The organism is Enterococcus quebecensis (assembly GCF_001730365.1).
Lineage (GTDB): Bacteria > Bacillota > Bacilli > Lactobacillales > Enterococcaceae > Enterococcus_L > Enterococcus_L quebecensis.
In genome coordinates this window covers 158,607-178,684 of the sequence record NZ_MIKB01000016.1, presented here as the reverse complement: position 1 = coordinate 178,684, position 20,078 = coordinate 158,607, and the positions used below count along the sequence as shown (strand labels likewise).

Annotated in this window: 13 protein-coding genes; 6 read left to right on the top strand and 7 right to left on the bottom strand. The window is 38.4% G+C overall.

Annotation, left to right across the window (positions count from 1 at the left end; translation table 11 throughout):
* Positions 1-7: 7 nt before the first annotated feature.
* The 4 genes from BCR23_RS12005 to BCR23_RS11990 all read right to left on the bottom strand — a co-directional run bounded on the left by BCR23_RS12005 (position 8) and on the right by BCR23_RS11990 (position 6,857).
* The gene (locus BCR23_RS12005; RefSeq protein ID WP_069635724.1) at positions 8-2,473 is read right to left on the bottom strand and encodes a heavy metal translocating P-type ATPase; all 2,466 of its coding nucleotides are present in this window, start codon (positions 2,471-2,473) and stop codon (positions 8-10) included.
* 206 nt (positions 2,474-2,679) lie between these two features.
* Positions 2,680-3,693 carry a LacI family DNA-binding transcriptional regulator gene (locus BCR23_RS12000; RefSeq protein ID WP_069635723.1) on the bottom strand — a complete coding sequence of 338 codons (1,014 nt, stop codon included), beginning with the start codon at positions 3,691-3,693 and terminating at the stop codon, positions 2,680-2,682.
* A 148-nt stretch (positions 3,694-3,841) separates the two neighbouring features.
* Complete coding sequence (gene pgmB, locus BCR23_RS11995; RefSeq protein WP_069635722.1) at positions 3,842-4,525, bottom strand: beta-phosphoglucomutase; 684 nt, start codon at positions 4,523-4,525, stop codon at positions 3,842-3,844.
* Positions 4,518-6,857, bottom strand: a complete 2,340-nt coding sequence (locus tag BCR23_RS11990; protein WP_276205080.1) for a glycoside hydrolase family 65 protein — start codon at positions 6,855-6,857, stop codon at positions 4,518-4,520. Before BCR23_RS11990 ends, pgmB begins: the two co-directional genes overlap by 8 nt.
* A 183-nt stretch (positions 6,858-7,040) precedes the next feature.
* Here BCR23_RS11990 and BCR23_RS11985 point away from each other — a divergent pair, with 183 nt between their 5' ends.
* The 3 genes from BCR23_RS11985 to BCR23_RS11975 all read left to right on the top strand — a co-directional run bounded on the left by BCR23_RS11985 (position 7,041) and on the right by BCR23_RS11975 (position 10,882).
* Complete coding sequence (locus BCR23_RS11985; RefSeq protein ID WP_069635720.1) at positions 7,041-9,218, top strand: PTS transporter subunit IIBC; 2,178 nt, start codon at positions 7,041-7,043, stop codon at positions 9,216-9,218.
* An 84-nt stretch (positions 9,219-9,302) separates the two neighbouring features.
* On the top strand, positions 9,303-10,127 hold the full coding sequence (locus BCR23_RS11980) for an endonuclease/exonuclease/phosphatase family protein (RefSeq protein ID WP_069635719.1): 825 nt from the start codon (positions 9,303-9,305) through the stop codon (positions 10,125-10,127).
* Positions 10,128-10,246: 119 nt separating this feature from the next.
* Entirely contained in the window at positions 10,247-10,882 is a 636-nt protein-coding gene (locus BCR23_RS11975; RefSeq protein WP_069635718.1) for an NAD-dependent epimerase/dehydratase family protein, read from the top strand.
* Between the two features lie 38 nt (positions 10,883-10,920).
* Here the strand turns inward: BCR23_RS11975 and BCR23_RS11970 are convergent, their stop codons facing one another.
* The 3 genes from BCR23_RS11970 to BCR23_RS11960 form a co-directional block, all read right to left on the bottom strand.
* The gene (locus BCR23_RS11970) at positions 10,921-11,760 is read right to left on the bottom strand and encodes a sugar ABC transporter permease (protein ID WP_069635717.1); all 840 of its coding nucleotides are present in this window, start codon (positions 11,758-11,760) and stop codon (positions 10,921-10,923) included.
* Between the two features lie 6 nt (positions 11,761-11,766).
* Positions 11,767-13,122 (bottom strand): carbohydrate ABC transporter permease, encoded by a 1,356-nt coding sequence (locus BCR23_RS11965; RefSeq protein ID WP_069635716.1) that lies wholly within the window; start codon positions 13,120-13,122, stop codon positions 11,767-11,769.
* 96 nt (positions 13,123-13,218) lie between these two features.
* Positions 13,219-14,454, bottom strand: a complete 1,236-nt coding sequence (locus BCR23_RS11960; protein ID WP_069635715.1) for an extracellular solute-binding protein — start codon at positions 14,452-14,454, stop codon at positions 13,219-13,221.
* Positions 14,455-14,824: 370 nt separating this feature from the next.
* Between BCR23_RS11960 and BCR23_RS11955 the strand changes: the two genes are divergently transcribed.
* The 3 genes from BCR23_RS11955 to BCR23_RS11945 all read left to right on the top strand — a co-directional run bounded on the left by BCR23_RS11955 (position 14,825) and on the right by BCR23_RS11945 (position 20,051).
* Positions 14,825-16,690 (top strand): glycoside hydrolase family 13 protein, encoded by a 1,866-nt coding sequence (locus tag BCR23_RS11955; RefSeq protein WP_069635714.1) that lies wholly within the window; start codon positions 14,825-14,827, stop codon positions 16,688-16,690.
* Complete coding sequence (locus BCR23_RS11950; protein WP_069635713.1) at positions 16,611-18,260, top strand: glycoside hydrolase family 13 protein; 1,650 nt, start codon at positions 16,611-16,613, stop codon at positions 18,258-18,260. The genes BCR23_RS11955 and BCR23_RS11950 overlap by 80 nt, the downstream gene beginning before the upstream one ends.
* Positions 18,261-18,377: 117 nt before the next feature.
* Entirely contained in the window at positions 18,378-20,051 is a 1,674-nt protein-coding gene (locus BCR23_RS11945) for a glycoside hydrolase family 13 protein (RefSeq protein WP_069635712.1), read from the top strand.
* Positions 20,052-20,078 lie beyond the last annotated feature (27 nt).

Below are 20,078 nucleotides of genomic sequence, written 5' to 3'. Positions count from 1 at the left end.
CTCTCATTTATTTTTTTAACACTGAAGGTCTAAACCCTTTCAATCTTAACGCATTCAACAGGACAGACACTGAACTAAAACTCATTGCAGCCCCTGCAATCATAGGGTTTAATAAAGGACCGCCAAATAAATACAGCACACCCATAGCAACAGGAATTCCTAATGTATTATAAGCAAATGCCCAAAAGAGATTTTCTTTGATATTTTTGATAGTGGCTTTACTTAATTCTACCGCTGTCGGCACATCCATCAAATCGCTTCTCATTAATACAATATCTGCTGATTCCATGGCAACGTCCGTCCCTGAACCAATTGCAATTCCAATATCTGCTTGGGCTAAGGCCGGTGCATCGTTGATTCCATCACCAACCATAGCAACTTTCTTCCCTTCTTTTTGCAGCTTCATCACTTCGTTGGCTTTGTCTTCTGGTAATACCTCGCTTAAGACACGATCGATCCCTACTTGTTTTGCGATGGCTTGTGCTGTTCGTTTGTTATCGCCTGTGATCATCGCAACTTCGATACCCATTTGGTGCAATTTTTTGATTGCTGGAATACTATTAGGTTTGATCGTATCCGCTACTGCAATAATTCCTGCAAGAACACCGTCTTTAGCGATATACATGGGTGTTTTCCCCTGTTCTGCTAATCCATCAGAGGTTGCACCTAGATCTCCTAAAATAATCTCTCGATCAGTCATCAATTTTTTATTCCCTAATAATAAACGGCTACCTTCAATCATTACTTCGATTCCATGACCTGGAATGGCTTCAAAAGCTTCCGTTGAGGAAAACACTAGATTTTTTTCTTCAGCCCCATTAACAATGGCTTCACCTAATGGATGTTCAGAACCTTTTTCAGCAGATGCCGCTAAACGTAATAACTCATCTTGTACCATATTATTTGCTGTAACGATATCCGTCACTTTCGGTTTGCCTTCTGTGATGGTTCCTGTTTTATCAAAAACGATTGTTTGGATTTTATGAGTTGTTTCTAGTGCATCTCCACTTTTGATCAGTACACCATTTTCAGCACCTTTTCCTGTTCCTACCATAATGGCTGTTGGTGTTGCTAAACCTAGCGCGCACGGACAAGCGATAACTAAAACGGAAATAGTAATCGTTAGAGCAAATACCCATGACTCTTGTCCCAAGAAATACCAAGCGAGACCAGCTAATACAGATAAAACCATCACGATTGGTACAAAAACACCAGAAATCTTATCTGCCATTTTAGCGATCGGTGCTTTTGAACCTTGGGCATCTTCAACTAATTTGATAATTTGAGATAATGCGGTATCTTTGCCGACTTTTGTCGCTTTAAAACGAAAACTGCCGTTTTTATTGATGCTTGCACCGATAACATTATCCCCAACTCTTTTTTCAACGGGCATACTTTCTCCCGTCAACATGGATTCATCAATCGCAGAAGAACCTTCGATCACAACGCCATCAACAGGTATTTTTTCTCCAGGACGAACAATGATCGTATCCTCTAACTGCACACTATCAACAGGAATTTCCATTTCTTTTCCATTACGTAAAACACGCGCATTTTTCGGTGCTAAGCCCATCAATTTTTTGATTGCTTCTGAGGTTTTTCCTTTTGAAACAGCTTCAAAATATTTTCCTAAAGTGATTAAGGTTAAAATCACACCTGCAGATTCATAATATAGCGCCATCGTAAATTGTGGATCTCCAGCAAAAATCATTACTGTGCCATACACACTATAGGCAACTGCTGCGCTTGTTCCTAGCGCAACTAAAGAATCCATGTTGGGATGTCCTTTAACTAACGCCTTAAAGCCAACCGTAAAGAAACTTCTACCTAAGTACAATACTGGTATCGTCAAAACCAACTGAACTACCGCAAAGGTTTCTGGATGCATCATCGGATCTAAAAATGTCGGTAAAGGCAGTCCAATCATATGCCCCATTGCTATATATAATAAAGGAACAGTAAATACAGCTGACATCCAGAAACGTTGCCACATATCCTTGATATGTTTTTGTTTTTTTTCACGATCTTTATCCACCGTATCTACTGAATCGACTTGCTCAACTGCACTATAACCAGCGTCTGCAATTGCTTTTGTAATATCAGAAATGTTTAAAACAGATGGATCAAAATCAACAACCATTTTTTCTGTCGCTAAATTAACCGATGCTTTTGTAACGCCGTTTAGTTTACTTGTTGTTTTTTCAACCGTTTGGGCACATGAGGCACAAGTCATTCCTTCTATATCAAATGTTCGTTGTTGGACATTGCTTAAGGCTTCATAACCCGCATCTGCAACTGCTTTTTGAATGTCTCTTTCCGACAATCTATTTTCATCATACTCAACATTTAGTTTTTCTGTCGCTAAATTGACCATTGCTTTTGAAACACCAGTGAGTTTAGCAGTTGCCTTTTCTACGGTTTGGGCACATGAAGCGCAAGTCATTCCTTCTATATCAAACGTTTTTGTTTCCACTTTCCCCATCTCCTTTGTCTATTTATTCCTTTTATGTTTATATAACCTACACGACTATAATTGTAGTCGTTTAACTTCTACTTTATATTAAAATAGAATAAGTTCTTTGTCAACATAAAAAACTGTTGGCTTTATTTATATAGTATGCAAAAAAACAGAGAGGATTCGATAATTAAACTCAAATCTTCTCTGTTTTATCACAGCTTTTACCCTTTCAACGAAAGGACCGTCTCACGCTTGATTAACTTATGAGGAATGACCAAACGAACACCTGTCGCTTCTTTTTCCTGCAACGATTCCATCAGTTTTTGCATGCCCATTTTGCCCAATTCTGCAATATCAATATCAATACTTGTGAGATATGGATGCACTAAAGTCGCATAAATCGAATTATTGAAACTGATCACAGAAAAATCATCTGGCACACGATAACCATACATTTGTGCTAATTGAATCATCCGCATGGCAAAAATATCGTCAATCACAACAGCCGCAGTTGCCTTGGTTTCTTTCAAAAGCTCTTCAAATGCCACATAATCTTCTGGACTTTCCATATCAACTGAGGGCAGTACTGCTAATCCTGCCAACATCATTGCTTTTTGGTAGCCAAAATAACGCTCATAATAGACATTTTCATGGGTTGTATTAGTAATAAATAAAATATTTTTATGCCCATTTTCAATCAAAAAATCTGTTGCATGTTTTCCTAATAATTGATTGTCATTATCCACATAAATTACTTTATCCTCGTTTACATAGGGTTGACCGATCAATGAGAAAGGAACGTGATTTTTGAATAAATACTCGATCACTGGATCATCTTTATCTGAATAAAGTAGGATAAATCCATCTACTTGTTTTTGACGATGCATTAGCTGGACATTTTCCATCAACGCCTCAAAAGACTGTGCCGTAGCGATCGCCGTTGTCATATCGTGTTTACGTGCTTCATCGTTAATTGATTCAATGATTTCTAAATAAAACGGATTTCCCATTCGCTCACGAGAATCCAAAGGAGGTAAAATCACGCCTACAGCACCTGATGAACGCTTGCCAAGGTTACGTGCAGCAATATTTGGAACATACCCCATTTCTTCCATTACTTTATAGACTTTTTTCTTTGTAGCATCTGAAATGCTAGAATGATCATTAATCACTCTGGATACCGTAGAGGTAGCAACACCGGCCTTTTTAGCAACATCTTTAACAGTAATCGTCATCTATTCCACTCCTTTCACAATTATTTATACGTGCATGATCAAAAAATTCTATCGTAGAAAATAATACCACAGATTGATGCCTAGTTGCTATTATCATTTTCAATCAAGAAAACGTGATAGACTTAACGATTACAACTACAATCAGCGTTTAACTGAATTCCCCCTTATTTCTTGCTGTTTGCCACACAGATCTTAAAAAATCTATTGTCAATTCTTCTGTGGAGGAAACCAGTCTGATATCCGCTCCTAAATCTTCTGAACGTCCAACCCCGATTGGTAAAGCACCACTCGCTATAATTGCTTGAATTCCTGCTTTGGCGTCTTCAATCCCAATGCATTCTATTGCGGTCAGCCCAACTTCTTCAGCAGCTAATTGAAAAATTTCAGGATCTGGTTTTCCTTTTACTACTTTGGCTGGATCTGCAATTCCGTCAAAGTATTCCATCAACATCATTTTTTCCAATAAAAACGGTCCATTTTTACTTGCGGAAGCTAATGATATTTTGATTCCTTGGCTTTTCAATGTCTTCAACAGTTCCAAAATCCCTGGATACACATCAGTCGGACTGACTTCTTGGATCATTTCTACATAATATTCATTTTTTCGCTGTGCCAGTTCAGCAAATTCTTCTGGGGTGAAATCTCCAGATCGCCCTCCATAAGCTAGCAATAATTGTAAGGAGTCTTCACGACTGACTCCCTTTAATTCTTCATTGAATGTACGATCAATCGTAATCCCGATCTCTTTACCTAGACGCTGCCACGCGTGATAATGATATTCGGCTGTATCGGTCAACACACCATCTAGATCAAATAAGACACCTTTAAACATCATTATCCACCTTCTCCATTTTGATAACTAATTCATCCTCTAAAACCATTTTTTCCCCGTATAAATCAAGGGACAATTCAGCTCCTGACACTAATTGCACACGTACATTTTTTTGATCCACAGTGATGTACAATAGTCGATCACGATAGTTTACATGAAAAGCGTAACTTGTCCAAGCACTAGGTAAAAATGGTGCAAAACTTAATTGTTCTTTAGCGGTTTTCATTTGTGCAAACCCTTGTACAATCGCAAGCCAACTACCTGTCATCGACGTAATATGAAGCCCATCCTCAGTATCATTGTTGTAATTATCTAAATCTAAGCGAGCTGTTCGTTGATACATTTCTACCGCTTTTTCTTCCATCCCAAGTTCTGCTGCTAAAACGGCATGGATACTAGGTGATAAAGAAGATTCATGAACGGTCATCGGCTCATAAAATAAAAAGTTCCGTTCTTTTTCTTCTCGTGTATAACGTTCACTAAAGAAATAAATACCTTGTAAAACATCTGCTTGCTTAATAAAGCAAGAACGTAAAATCCGATCCCAAGACCATTGTTGATTCAATGGTAAATCTTTAGGTGAAAGTGCTGTTCTCGGCATCAAATCTTTATCAAAAAAAGTATCGTGCTGTACAAAAACACCTAGCTCTTCATCGAATGGATAATACATATTTTCAATAATTTCTTGCCATTTTTCTTGTTCTTCCGCTGAAATAACTACGGGTGTTTCAGTTTGATACTTGGTGTAATTCTCTAGTGTATATTGCAGCACCCATGCGGCAATCGTGTTAGTATACCAGTTATTGTTAACATTGTTCTCATATTCATTAGGGCCTGTGACACCATGAATCATGTATTTTTGTTTACGTTTAGAAAAATGAACACGATCTGCCCAAAAACGTGCAATTTCCGCTAGAACTTGTAATCCTTCATTTTTTAAATATTCATGATCTCCTGTATAATTCACGTAATTATAGATTGCATAGGCAATCGCACCGTTTCGATGGATTTCTTCAAAGGTAATTTCCCACTCATTATGACATTCAATTCCAGTAAATGTTACCATCGGGTATAGGGCACCTGCTAACCCTTGTTGACGAGCATTATGTTTAGCCTGCTCCAATTGGTTGTAACGATATTTCAATAGATTTTTCGTCACTTCTGGTTTGGCTAAAGCCAAATAAAGAGGCACAGCATAGGCTTCGGTATCCCAATAAGTAGCACCGCCATATTTTTCACCAGTAAAACCTTTGGGACCTATATTCAACCGTTGATCTTCACCATAATAGGTTGTAAATAATTGGAATAAATTAAAACGAATGCCTTGTTGCGCTGCAGCGTCTCCTTCGATTACTACATCAGCAAGAGCCCAACGCTTCGCCCAAGCTTCGTTTTGTTCTTTTAATAATTCATCAAAATTTTTCGTGTTTTCTTGTAGTAATTGAACCGCTTTTACTTTTTGTTCCGCTTCCAGCACATCACGACTAGTCAAAACAATCACTTGTTTTTCTATACTGACTGTTTCACCTTCTGCAAGATTGGCCTGAAATACTTGTTGTACCTTCAATGATTCTGTCTCAGACACGCCCAGTTCAGCCTCTGTCAAATGTTTCATTGCAGCAGTTACACTAAACTGTTCAATACCAAACGGATTAGGAATCGTTCGAGTAGTCAAAAAACCAACTGTATCTTCAAAACCTGATTGCTGAGCTTCCCAAAACATTTCATCATAGTTACTGTCTTCATTGCGAACATCACCATCAATTTTTGAAACAACTTGAATAGTTGCGTTCCCTTTAAGAACTTCTGCCGTTACTCGAATAACGGCCAACTCCTGCTGAACAATACTTAAAAAACGCTCAAATCGAAATTTCACACTTGTATTTGCATTTTCAAGAATAAACGTACGCGTCAATAGACCATTCTGCATATCCAATTCCAAATAGAAATCTTTCGGTTCTTGAACACCTAAATCAACGGCTTCCCCATTTACCAAAATATCCATAGCAATGAAATTCAACGCATTGATGACTTTGCCAAAATAATCAGGATAACCGTTCTTCCACCAACCTACTCTTGTCTTATCTGGATACCAAACACCAGCTAAATAAGTGCCTTGGTGATGATCTCCTGTGTATTGTTCTTCAAAGTTCCCTCTCATCCCCATATAGCCATTACCTGTTGAAGTCAGTGACTCTTGCAAACGACGTTGATTTCTTTCTAATTGATGTGTCGCAATTTTCCATGGATCTATTTCAAATAAGTGATTCATTTTCTCTCCTCCTGTAAACATTCTGCTTCTCAGCATTATAATAAACGCAACCGATTGCATTGTCAAATATTTATTTATTCGTTGTCCCTTATCAGTTGAATATTCTATACATATCATGATACCATCATTTTATAAGTAAATAAAAAGAATCGATTTCATTTAAGGGTTTACAAAAATAAAATTCTGCTCTATACTACAAACAACGAAAACGATTGCGTTATAATTGCAAAGGAGAGAAAAAGAATGAAAAAATTATTAAGTTTCGAGTTTTGGCAAAAGTTCGGTAAAGCTTTAATGGTCGTGATTGCGGTAATGCCGGCAGCGGGTCTCATGATCAGCATCGGAAAGACCATCCCTTTAATCAATCCCGATTGGGCGATACTCGCTACAACCGGCGGCGTTATCGAAAATATCGGTTGGGGTGTCATCGGCAACTTACACATTTTATTTGCATTAGCAATTGGGGGTAGCTGGGCAAAAGAACGTGCTGGCGGTGCATTTGCGGCCGGACTTTCTTTTATTTTAATCAACCGAATCACGGGTTCGATTTTTGGCGTAACTAGCGACATGTTAGCAGACGACAAAGCATTCACTCATACATTATTCGGCACTAAAATAATGGTCAAAGGATTCTTCACTAGCGTATTAGAAGCTCCTGCTCTAAATATGGGTGTATTTGTCGGGATTATCGCTGGTTTCGTAGGGGCAATGGCCTTCAATAAATACTATAATTATCGAAAACTGCCTGATGCACTTTCATTTTTTAACGGGAAACGTTTCGTACCATTCGTTGTTATCCTCTGGTCAACGATTGTCTCTATTCTTTTAGCAATTATTTGGCCTTATATTCAGGCGGGAATCAATAACTTCGGGCTATGGATTGCTCAATCTCAAGATACTGCACCGATTTTAGCACCGTTTCTATACGGAACTCTTGAACGTTTACTACTGCCATTTGGGCTGCATCATATGTTGACGATCCCAATCAATTACACACAACTTGGCGGTACTTATGAGATTTTATCTGGCGCACAAGCAGGGACGCAAGTATTTGGACAAGATCCTCTGTGGTTAGCTTGGGCCACTGATTTAGTCAACCTAAAAGGACTCGGCGATACTTCACAATATAATTACGTGCTATCAAATTGGACTCCTGCTCGCTTTAAAGTTGGACAAATGATTGGGGCTTCTGGTATTTTGATGGGAATGACGTTAGCAATGTATCGTAATGTCGATCCAGACAAACGTTCAAGTTATAAATCAATGTATCTTTCAGCCGCTTTAGCTGTGTTTTTGACTGGTGTTACCGAACCTTTAGAATTTATGTTTATGTTCGCAGCTGTTCCTTTATACGTTGTCTATGCACTGATCCAAGGAGCTGCCTTTGCGATGGCTGACATTGTCAATTTACGTGTTCATTCTTTTGGAAACATTGAACTTTTGACTAGAACACCATTAGCATTAAAAGCTGGTTTAGGCGGCGATTTACTGAATTTCATTCTTTGCACTATACTATTCGGTGTTTTCACTTACTTTATTGCTAATTTTATGATCAAAAAATTTAACTTTGCCACACCTGGCAGAAATGGAAACTACGATAACAACGATACCCAAACAGATTCATCATCAGTAAGTACTCAAGAGTCAGGTGGAATTGATCCCCAACTCATTGAAATTGTTCACTTATTAGGTGGGAAAGAAAACATTGTTGATGTAGATGCTTGCATGACTCGCTTGCGCGTGAGCGTAACTGATAAAAATAAAGTCGGAACAGAAGAAGCCTGGAAAAAAGCAGGAGCTATGGGGTTGATCGTTAAAGATAATGGTGTTCAAGCTGTTTACGGTCCGAAAGCTGATGTCTTAAAATCAGATATTCAAGATTTATTGGATTCCAATGTTACTATCCCAACACCACAACAGGTCACTCAATCTGATTCAACAGTCTCAAAAGCAGAATATCTAAACATTACCAAAACAATCCTTCCTGTCGCTAAAGGCGAAGTGATTGCTATTGATCAAGTGAACGATCCTGTCTTCTCACAAAAAATGATGGGTGATGGTTTCGCTGTTATCCCATCAACTGAAACAATTTACGCTCCGATTGATGGTGTTATCAGCAGTATTTTCCCATCAAAACATGCATTAGGAATCCAAACAGAAGAAGGAATTGACGTTCTTATCCATATGGGACTTGATACGGTTGAAATGAAAGAAGCAGCCTTTACAATTCATGTTAATGAAGGGCAAAAAGTAACCGCTGGCGAAACCATTGCCACAGCTGATCTAGAAAAAATCAAAGCCGCTGGTAAACAAACAACAATGATCGTTGTTTTCACAAACGGCGAAAAAATCAAAACTTTCCACTTAGATAAAACGGGTGAACAAAACCCTAAAACCGCGATCGGGCGTTTAGAAATCTAAGTTCACTTCAGCTTTAACAAGGGGTGGAATAAAGCTCAAAGAGTTTTATCCTACCCTTGTTTTCTATCATCAGGAGGAGTACACATGAACGTATTAACATTAAACACACACAGTTGGTTAGAAAATCAGCCTTTGGAAAAATTACACCAAGTAGCCGACCAAATTATCAAAGAAGACTACCTGTTGATCGCTTTACAAGAAGTCAACCAACGGATCGATAGCCTTCCAATCACTACTGACAACAACTTTCATCCAACAGCAGAGCAATTTCCTGTCCATGAAGATAATTTCGCTTACCTTTTAGTTCAATACTTAAAAGAACAAGGCTATCACTATCATTGGAGTTGGGCGTATAATCATATTGGGTATTCTATTTACCACGAAGGCGTCGCTCTACTCTCAAAACAATCAATTCAACCTGAAGCAGTTGTCATATCTACTGAAAAAGATCCTGCTAACTATCGCAGAAGAGTCTTATTGATCGGTCAAACAAAACTAGATGATAAACCAATCACCGCTTTAAGTTGCCATTACTCTTGGTGGCTAGACGAGCACGAGGGCTTCTCTTACGAATGGCAGCAAACCGAAAAGGTATTACAAAGCTACACTTCTCCTTTAGTAATCATGGGAGATTTTAACAATCCAGCCTCAGCTAAACAAACTGGCTATGAACTCGTTCTAAGCAGCCCTTTACAATTGCAAGACAGCTTTTTGACTGCTGAAAAAACAATCGGTGAACATACAGTAGAAAAAGCAATCGATGGTTGGGGAGACAATCAAGAGAAATTGAGAATTGATTACATTTTCACGTCAAAAAAATTAGCAGTCAATAACTACCAAATTATATTTAATGGAAAAAATACACCTGTGGTCAGCGATCATTTTGGTGTTTCAGCGACTATTCAATAAGAAGCCAAACGTACACTAACGAGTAACCCAACTCTTCAGTGTACGTTTTCTTTGTGCCATCCTGAAAAACAATGATACACTAACTACAGAAACATTCTTTAAGAAAGCAGGGAGAGCAGATGAAGATAACTATTTTTGGCGGAAGCGGCTTTATCGGGCAAAAACTTACTGAAGAGTTAGTCCACCGAGGTCATAACGTAACAAGCATCTCCCGTAGCGGCAAACCAGCGAATCTAACAACTTCTTGGTCACAAAAAGTCCACTGGATTCGTTCAGATGTTTTAACAGACAATTTTTGGCAATCCGCCGTTAAAGAAGCAGATTGGGTTATCGATGCCATCGGGATACTTAAGGAAGACCCTTCTAAAAATATTACTTATACTCGTTTTATTTACAAACCCGTTCAAATCATTCTCGCTTATCTAAATACACAAGAACATCCAGCAAAATTTTTATTCTTATCAGCCAATAGCGCACCTTTCTTCTTAAATCAATACATGGAGTCTAAACTCCAAGCGGAAGAATTGATTAAAAAACAAACCAAACAAAGTATCATTTTCTACCCTAGTTTAGTTGTGGATAAAAAACGCTATTCTTCCATCATCGGCGGAAACATGATTAAACTACTCAAAAAAATCCCGGGAGTCCGAAAGCTCGTACAAGGATATGATCCTATTTCAAGAACAGCCTTAGCTGTTGAAATCAGCAACGTCATAGAAGGAAACACCTCTCTTTATACCCAAAGACGAAAATAAAAAAGCATCTCCTCACCGGAAATGCTTTTTCATTTTCACTAGCCTTTTACAGAACCACTAGTTATTCCCTCTACATAATATTTCTGCATAAAGATAAACAGTAATGTAATCGGCACCGCAATCAGCACACATCCTGCTGTAAAGGCCATAAAGTACTGATCAATCTTATCTTTTGTCTGCATCGTAAACAACCCGATTGCCACCGTATACTTATTAACGTTATCCCCTAAAATAATTTTCGCAAAAATAAAATCCATCCACGGTGCCATAAACGCCATCAATGCCGTATAAACGATGATCGGCTTACTTAACGGTAAGGTAATCTTCGTAAATATCTCAAATTTACTCGCACCATCAATCATCGCTGATTCATCCAATGCCATCGGAATCGTATCAAAGAACCCTTTCGCAATATAAAAACCTAACGCTGCACCAGACGAATACACTAAAATCAACGCCAACAAACTACCCGTCAAATTCATCGCCTTCAAAATATAATAAACAGCAATCATACTCATAAACCCAGGAAACATATTCAATACTAAAGCCAATTTCAAAAACGGTTTTCTCGCTCTAAAACGCAGGCGACTCAATGAATACGCCATCGCAATGGTGATCAATGTCGATAAAATACAACTGCAAACCGCCACAAACAATGTGTTTAAAAACCACTGAACAAAAGGATACGTACTGCTAGTTAATAACATTTTGTAGTTTTCAAAAGTAAACTGCTTAGGGATAAAATACGTTACAAAAGCGCCACCCTCACTCCGAAAACTCGTTAAAACAATCCAGACAATCGGAAATATCCATACGATAGACAAAACTGTCAATAACAGATAATGAATGATCAAGGTTTTTCTTTTTTTCGATTTCATACGTTTTTACGCTCCTTCCGTTTTAAACGAACTACTCCGCGTGTAGGCAAACAACGAGAAGACTGCTGAAAGGACAAAAATAATAATCCCAATAACAGATGCTAAATTATAATCAGCAGCGTTCACTGTTAACTTATATAACCACGTAACCAAAAGATCCGTTTCGCCAGCAGAATGATAGTTACTATTTGCTGGTTGCCCACCAGTTAACAAGAAAATTACATTAAAGTTATTGATATTTCCAATAAACTGCTGAATCAAACTAGGCGCCATGACAAACAAGATTTGAGGAAAAGTAATATTTCTAAAAATCTGCAACTTATTTGCGCCATCAATTTCAGCTGCCTCAATTTGATCCGTTGGTAAATTCGTAATGATCCCAGTTGCTACCAACATCGTCACAGGAATCCCAACCCACATATTCACGAAAATAACTGTGATTTTTGCCATTAACCCATCTGTTAAAAAAGGAATCGGTTGATCGATCAATCCCCAATTTTGCAAGAGCGCATTGACTGGTCCAGAACCATTAAACAAATTCGCCATCAATAATAAACTGACAAACTGTGGAACAGCCATTGTGATGACAAAAATCGTCCGCCAAACTTTTTTCCCTTTGACCCCTTTAGCATTGATTAACAAAGCTAACAAAATCCCAAAGAAAAATGTCGTTGCTGTCGCCAAAACAGCCCAAATCAACGTCCAAGTCAGTACTGGAAAGAACGTCCCTGCAATATCTCCTGTAAGTACATTGCCAAAATTAGCAAAGCCAACCCAATGAAACAGATTTTTCGGCGGCAAATGATTATGATCATAACTAGTAAATGCAATAGAGATCATATAAAGCAACGGCAAAATCGTAAAGGCCAGAACGCCCAATAAAGGAACACTCATCAAAGTAATATAAAATTTCTCATTCAATAAACTATTTAAATCCTCTTTTAACGTCGGTAAACGATGCCCCGTTTGTTTCAATAGATATATTTTGCGAGCACTTCTTAAATTTACGATATACAGAAAAATAAAAAGTAAAATCAGAATAATTGCAGCAATTCCAAATAATAATAATAACATCGAATTATCACCAGGTTGCTGGACTTCAATTCCCAACGCCTCATCCATGACCCAACCTTGAGATTTTGTTCCTAACGTTTGCAACATTGACAGCGCATGAAAACCATTAACGACCAACCATGCTGCAAATCCAATTTGCAACAGCAAAAATAGCAAACCTTTAATAATTTGACCATTCCTTAAATTAGCCATCCCCATAAAAATATAAGAAAGTTTTGTAGCCGCATCTCCTTTTTTGAATAATTCTCTAAAAGAAATCTGATCATCCGTCTTTGCTTTTAACTTCATAACATTTCACTTCCTGTTCTTTAAATAAGAAAAGAAGCTGAGACAAAGCTCATGGAGTTTTGTTCCAGCCTCAAACTCACCTTAATCGGTGAAGAATTATTTCTCTGATTTACTGGTATCTTGAACTAATTTATCTAATTTTGATAAATATTGATCTTCAGCGATTTTCCCATTATACGTATCATTGATTACCGCATCCGCTGGTCCCCAGAACGAAACCATCGCCGGAAGTTTCGGCATAATAACAGAATGATCCCCGTCGCTCATCGTCATCACGGCTTCTGCCACTTTATCAGATTTAACCTTCTCTTCCGCTTGAGCTTCTTTATTCGCAGGCACTGTGCCGTTCTTCTCAAAAACAGTTAATTGATTTTCTTTGTTCGTTAAGAAATCAGCTAGAGCCATCGCTGCAACCGGGCTTTTAGTAGATGCATTAACCCCAAATAATTTCACGCCCAAGAATGCTTTTTGTTGCACTGAACCATTCCCTAAATCAACAGTTGGATATGGAGCAACAGCGAAATTATCTCCTAGAGCTTTTTCCACATCTAATTTAGACCACGGACCAGATAAGAACGCATCAATTTTACCGTTCCCTAAATTAGAAAGCGCATCAGCATTTGATTGGATCACGCCAGAATTTTCCTTTTGCGAGCGAACCCACTTCAGAACTTGAACACCTTTATCATTGTTAAAATTCGTCCCGTTAATCTCTTCCCCGTTTTTACCGTACAGCTCATCGCCATTAGACATAAATAAAGGCGTGAAGATGTAGTTAGCTCCAGCTTCACCAAAGTTCGCCCCCAACTTTCCTTTCGAAGTCAATGTTTCCCAACTTTTCACATCACTTTCAGCTAGTTTACTTTTGTTGTAATACAAAATTTGCGATTCAACGCCATACGGGTAGCCGTAAAGCTTACCATCATAAGTAGCAGCTTCCACTGCACTTTCTGTACTATTTTCTTTAACACTATTTTCATATTTTGTATTAGCATAAATAATTCCTGCATCAACCATTTGTCCTAATTGATCATGAGGCATCATAAAAACATCCGCCGCTGCACTTGGATCTTTTTTTAGATTTTCTTGAGCAGTCGCTGATTCGCTTGGTTTAATAGTTACCTTCCAACCCTTATGCTCTTTTTCAAATTGCTCTACTAATGGTTTATACGTATCTACAAACGCAACATCCACCCACAGCTTTATAGAAGCGTTTTCATTTCCGGCAGAACTCTTTTCATCTGACGATCCACCACCACAAGCTACAAGTGCAAATGCTGCCGCTGTCATTGTTACCCCTAATGTCAAAAGCTTTTTCATGTTTCTTTTCATCTTTTGTTCCTCCTAGGAATTTTTTGCTGTTCTATTCCTTTACATTGTGCAATCGATTGCATTAAATGTCAAGTGAAATGTAAATGAATTATAAAAATAGTTGAAAAACGGTCAGACACTAACAAAGAGACATATTTTGCAAAAAACAAAAAAAACTATGATATAAAGGTTTTTCAATTAAAAAAAGAGACTATAACAGCCTTCTCAACTATACTTCTATACCTGTCAATAAATATTCTGCTCAAATCAAACAAAATGCAATCGATTGCGATAAATATATTGAAAACGTTTTTCTTATGTGTCATACTATGGGTGGTTTTTAGAAAAGTAGACTAAAAAGGAAACAGTCGATAACAGGAGGGAAAAACAGATGAACACTGCAGCAATCCATCACCAACCCGAAAGCGAATTCGCTTATTTATACACAGCAGACAAAATGCATATTCGCTTACGAACTGGCAGAAGCGATATAAAAAGTGTCGCGTTAATCAATGGCGATCCTTATCAACTTGAACACAGCGAATGGTTCAAATCAACGAGCCAAATGGAAAAATATCTATCCACCAGCACGCATGATTACTGGACAATTGAAACATCAGCACCTCACAGACGCTTGAGTTACGCCTTCAAAATAGAAGGAATGGATGGGACAGTGTTGTTTTACGGTGATCACGGCTTCTTCCCTTACCAAGAAGCCACTTTAAAAATGGCCAACAATTATTTTAAGCTACCTTATTTTCATGAAGCAGACCGTTTCAAAGCCCCTCAATGGGTAAAAGAGACCGTCTGGTACCAAATTTTCCCTGAACGTTTCGCAAACGGTGACCCCACAAACGATCCTAAAGGGACTTTACCTTGGAACAGCAAAGAACACCCAGGACGAGATGATTTTTTCGGCGGTGACTTGCAAGGTGTTTTAGACCACTTAGATCACCTTGTAGATTTAGGAATCAACGGTATTTACTTCTGTCCGATTTTCCAAGCCGCTAGTAATCATAAATATGACACCATTGATTATTTTGAGATCGACTCAGCATTTGGAGATAAAAAACTCTTTAAAAAACTAGTAAAAGAATGTCATAAAAGAGGGATTCGCATCATGTTAGACGCTGTTTTCAACCATATGGGAGACTTTGCTCCTCAATGGCAGGATGTTGTCAAAAATGGTGCAGATTCACCTTATGCAAAATGGTTCCATATTCACAAATTCCCAGTTAGCTATACACCAACTGCTAATTTCGAATTTTCCAATGATATTACTTACGACACTTTTGCCTTTACACCTCATATGCCTAAATTAAACACTGCCAACAAAGACGTACAGGACTATTTACTAGAAATCGCTCGTTATTGGATCGATGAATTCGACATCGACGCATGGCGTCTAGATGTGGCTAATGAAGTGGATCACCGTTTTTGGCGAAAATTCCATGATGTTTGCACAGAGGCTAAGCCAGACATTTATATTCTTGGAGAAATTTGGCACTCATCTCAAGCTTGGCTACACGGGGATGAGTTTCACGGAGTAATGAATTACGCTTTTACGGATGCGATTCTTTCTTACTTCGTATACCAAACAATTCCACTAAGCAAACTAGTTTCCGAACTCAATCACCAATTAATGCTTTATCGTGAACAAACCAACCAAATCATGTTCAATGTACTTGATTCTCATGATACTCCACGATTGTTGACAGTCGCCAAGAACAACAAAGAGCTCATGAAACAAGTCTTAGCGTTTACCTTTTTACAAAAAGGAGTCCCTTGTCTCTATTACGGAGATGAGTACGCAATGGATGGCGCAGGCGACCCAGATTGTCGCAAATGCATGATATGGGATCCAGATAAACAAGATCAAGACATGTATGAATTTTTCAAAACATTGATTGCATTCAGAAAAGAACATCAACCACTCTTATCAGAAGGAAAATTACGCTGGCATGAAGTTGACGAACAAACGGGCATCATCGACTTCGCTTACGAGTATGAAGGAAAAATGCTTCGCAGCATTTTCAACACTGGTCAACTACCAGTCTATATCGAAAAAGAACAAGTTTTATTCTCTATTCAAACTCAATCACTAGATGAAACAACAATCGAACTTGCTCCATACGGCTTTGTCGTATCAATAGAAACAGCAGAAAGGATTAGACACAATGACACAACACAAAACAAACACTCACTGGTGGCAGGAAGCCGTCGTTTATCAAGTTTATCCAAGGAGCTTTCAAGATAGCAACGGTGATGGTATTGGCGATTTAGCTGGCATTATCCAACGTTTAGATTATTTAAAACACTTAGGTATCAGCGCTATTTGGCTTAGCCCCGTTTACCGTTCCCCTAATGATGACAACGGGTATGATATCAGCGACTACGAACAAATCATGTCAGAATTCGGTACTATGGCAGACATGGATCAGCTAATTCAAGAAGCACAAAAACGAGAGATAAAAATTATTATGGATCTAGTAGTCAATCACACAAGCGATGAACATCCTTGGTTCATCGAGTCACGCTCGTCCAAAGCGAATCCTTACCGTGATTATTACGTCTGGCGTAAAGGTCTCAACGGCGAAACTCCAAATGACCTAGAATCAACATTTTTAGGTTCAGCTTGGCAATTGGATGAAGGAACTGGAGAATATTATCTACATTTATTCAGCAAAAAACAACCCGATCTAAATTGGGAAAACCCTTCTGTTCGAAACGCCATCTACAATATGATGAACTTTTGGATTGATAAAGGTATCGGCGGTTTCAGAATGGACGTCATCGATCTAGTCGGAAAAATTCCCGACCAAAAAATCACTGGAAACGGACCAAAACTTCATGACTATTTACAAGAAATGAACGCTGAAACATTCGGAGGAAAAGACTTGCTAACGGTGGGTGAAACATGGGGCGCCACACCAGAAATCGCAAAACTATATTCCGATCCAAAAAGAAACGAACTGTCCATGGTCTTCCAATTTGAACATGTTGGTTTGGACGAAGAACCAGGAAAAAGCAAATGGGACTTACGACCATTGCAAATATCAGAACTAAAAAAAGTCTTTTCAAAATGGCAGACAGAACTCGGCGATCAAGGTTGGAATTCACTATTCTGGAATAATCACGATCTCCCTAGAATCGTTTCAAGATGGGGAAATGATCGTACCTATCGTGTACAAAGCGCCAAAATGCTAGCGATTTTATTGCATATGTTAAAAGGAACCCCTTATATTTATCAAGGGGAAGAAATCGGTATGACTAACCGCGTTATTCACGACATCACAGAAATCGAAGATATCGAAAGTAAAAATATGTACGCTGATCGAGTTGAAAAAGGGTATTCTAAAAGAGAAATTCTGACTGCCATCAACACCAAAGGACGGGACAACGCACGCACTCCGATGCAATGGGATAATACTAAAGACGCTGGTTTTACAACTGGGACACCTTGGTTAGCAGTCAATGAAAACTATCACGAAATCAATGTTGCCAAAGACCTAGCAGATAAAAATTCAATCTTTTACACCTATCAAAAACTGATCGAACTTCGTAAAAAACATCCTTTAATCGTTTGGGGCAGTTTTGAATTAGTAGAAGATACCGCAGAAGAAATATTCGCATATTATCGGCATTATCAAAACGAAAGTTGGCTGATTGTTTGCAACTTTTCAGACCAAGAACAAGTATTTTCTTTAGATGAAACCCCAACTGAAACCATTATTGCAAATACTCAAAAAACGTATACTCGACTTTCCGAAAGAACATTAGACCCTTACGAATCTTTCGTAGTCAATCTAGCTAGTTCCGTAAACTAGCCCCTCGAAAAAAAATGGGAAATGTGCATTCCAAAGCAACACCACCCTCACATTTTCACATTTTCCTGTCGGAGCTAAACGAACCTGTTACACTTTTAAAACTCGGAGGAATTCAACATGTCTAACACTGCAGTAGAAGTAAAACAAAAGACTAATTTAGAAAAAAATAGCTGGTGGAAAAACGCTGTAGGGTATCAAATATATCCTCGCAGTTTTAAAGATAGCAATCATGATGGTATCGGCGATCTTAATGGAATTCGCCAAAAACTTCCTTACTTAAAAGAACTAGGTGTCGATTTCATTTGGATCAACCCGATCTACGCTTCACCGAATGTAGATAACGGTTATGATATTTCTGATTACCAGGCTATTCACGAAGATTTCGGCACAATGGAAGATTTCCAAACATTGCTTAAAGAAGCCCACGAGCTAGATTTAAAAATCATCATGGATCTGGTTATAAACCATACTAGCGACCAACATCCTTGGTTTTTAGAATCAAAAAAATCGTTAGATAACCCATATCGCGACTACTACCATTGGGTTGATGCTACAAAAGAACAACTACCTAATAATTGGCAATCCTTTTTTGGCGGCTCCACTTGGACGTACTGCGAAACGACCGGACAAGCTTACTTTCATGTATTCGCAAAAGAACAGCCCGATCTTAATTGGAAAAATCCTCGTGTTCGTCACGAGATTTATCAAATGATCCGTTGGTGGCTAGATCTTGGTATTGATGGATTTCGGATAGACGCTATCAGTCATATCCAAAAAGAACCTTGGCACTTTAAGATTACAGACAATCAATGGGCTCCTTTTATGAATGTCGCCGGTATTGAACTTTATTTAGAAGAGTTAAAAGCTATTTTTAACGAGTACAATATCATGACAGTCGGTGAAGCCAGTGGCGTTCCTCATCAAGAAGCAGCTGAATGGACCGGCGAGAATGGGTATTTTAATATGATTTTCGAACTAGAACATTGCGAGCGAATCGGTGAAATTGGCCGACAAAAGGGATCTATCCCTCATTTAAAACACTCCCTAAACCAATGGCAAACAAGTTTAGCTCACAATGGCTGGAACGCCTTATACTTAGAGAATCACGATACTCCCCGCAGCATTTCTGTTTACGGAGATGATTCATCTGAAGCTGCTAAAGCTTTAGCAACTGTTCTACTCTTATTAAAAGGGACACCCTTTATTTATCAAGGGCAAGAAGTCGGCATGACCAACTACCCTTTCACGTCAATCGAAGAACTTAACGCTGCTGATACGATTCATTTTTATCAGTCTTTGCTAACTCAAGGAACGATGAGTAAAGACGCTTTAGCAATCGCCGTTAATTGGTCCAGAGATCACAGCCGTACACCTTTCCAATGGGAAAACTCCCTACACGGAGGCTTTTCAACAACTGAACCTTGGCTGAAAGTTAACGACAATTATCAAACGATAAACGCTGCCCAAAAAGATGTTGAAAACAACAGTATCTTCCATCATTATCAAACATTGATTCGTTTAAGAAAGCAGACAAACGCTCTTATTTATGGTGAATTCCACCTACTTTTACCTGATCATCCAACGATTTTTTGTTATACGAGAACGACTGATTCAGAGAGTTGGTTGATTCTCGTTCAACTAGATCGAAAACAAACAACAGTTACACTCCCAAACACGTTAGATTATTCCAATTGGGAAGAAATCTTAACAACATCGGATACAAAACCCTTAGAACAACAAATGATCCTTTCAGATTACGAAGCTCACGTTTACCGAAATACAGGAATTTAAATAAAAACACCAAAGAGAAAACAAGCG

Coding starts and splice junctions, on each gene's coding strand:
- BCR23_RS11985 (WP_069635720.1), top strand. CDS start 7,041: ATGAAAAAATTATTAAGTTTCGAGTTTTGGCAAAAGTTCGGTAAAGCT.
- BCR23_RS11955 (WP_069635714.1), top strand. CDS start 14,825: ATGAACACTGCAGCAATCCATCACCAACCCGAAAGCGAATTCGCTTAT.
- BCR23_RS11990 (WP_276205080.1), bottom strand. CDS start 6,857: ATGCAATCGGTTGCGTTTATTATAATGCTGAGAAGCAGAATGTTTACA.
- BCR23_RS11960 (WP_069635715.1), bottom strand. CDS start 14,454: ATGAAAAGAAACATGAAAAAGCTTTTGACATTAGGGGTAACAATGACA.
- BCR23_RS11945 (WP_069635712.1), top strand. CDS start 18,378: ATGTCTAACACTGCAGTAGAAGTAAAACAAAAGACTAATTTAGAAAAA.
- pgmB (WP_069635722.1), bottom strand. CDS start 4,525: ATGTTTAAAGGTGTCTTATTTGATCTAGATGGTGTGTTGACCGATACA.
- BCR23_RS11965 (WP_069635716.1), bottom strand. CDS start 13,122: ATGAAGTTAAAAGCAAAGACGGATGATCAGATTTCTTTTAGAGAATTA.
- BCR23_RS11970 (WP_069635717.1), bottom strand. CDS start 11,760: ATGAAATCGAAAAAAAGAAAAACCTTGATCATTCATTATCTGTTATTG.
- BCR23_RS12000 (WP_069635723.1), bottom strand. CDS start 3,693: ATGACGATTACTGTTAAAGATGTTGCTAAAAAGGCCGGTGTTGCTACC.
- BCR23_RS11980 (WP_069635719.1), top strand. CDS start 9,303: ATGAACGTATTAACATTAAACACACACAGTTGGTTAGAAAATCAGCCT.
- BCR23_RS11975 (WP_069635718.1), top strand. CDS start 10,247: ATGAAGATAACTATTTTTGGCGGAAGCGGCTTTATCGGGCAAAAACTT.
- BCR23_RS11950 (WP_069635713.1), top strand. CDS start 16,611: ATGACACAACACAAAACAAACACTCACTGGTGGCAGGAAGCCGTCGTT.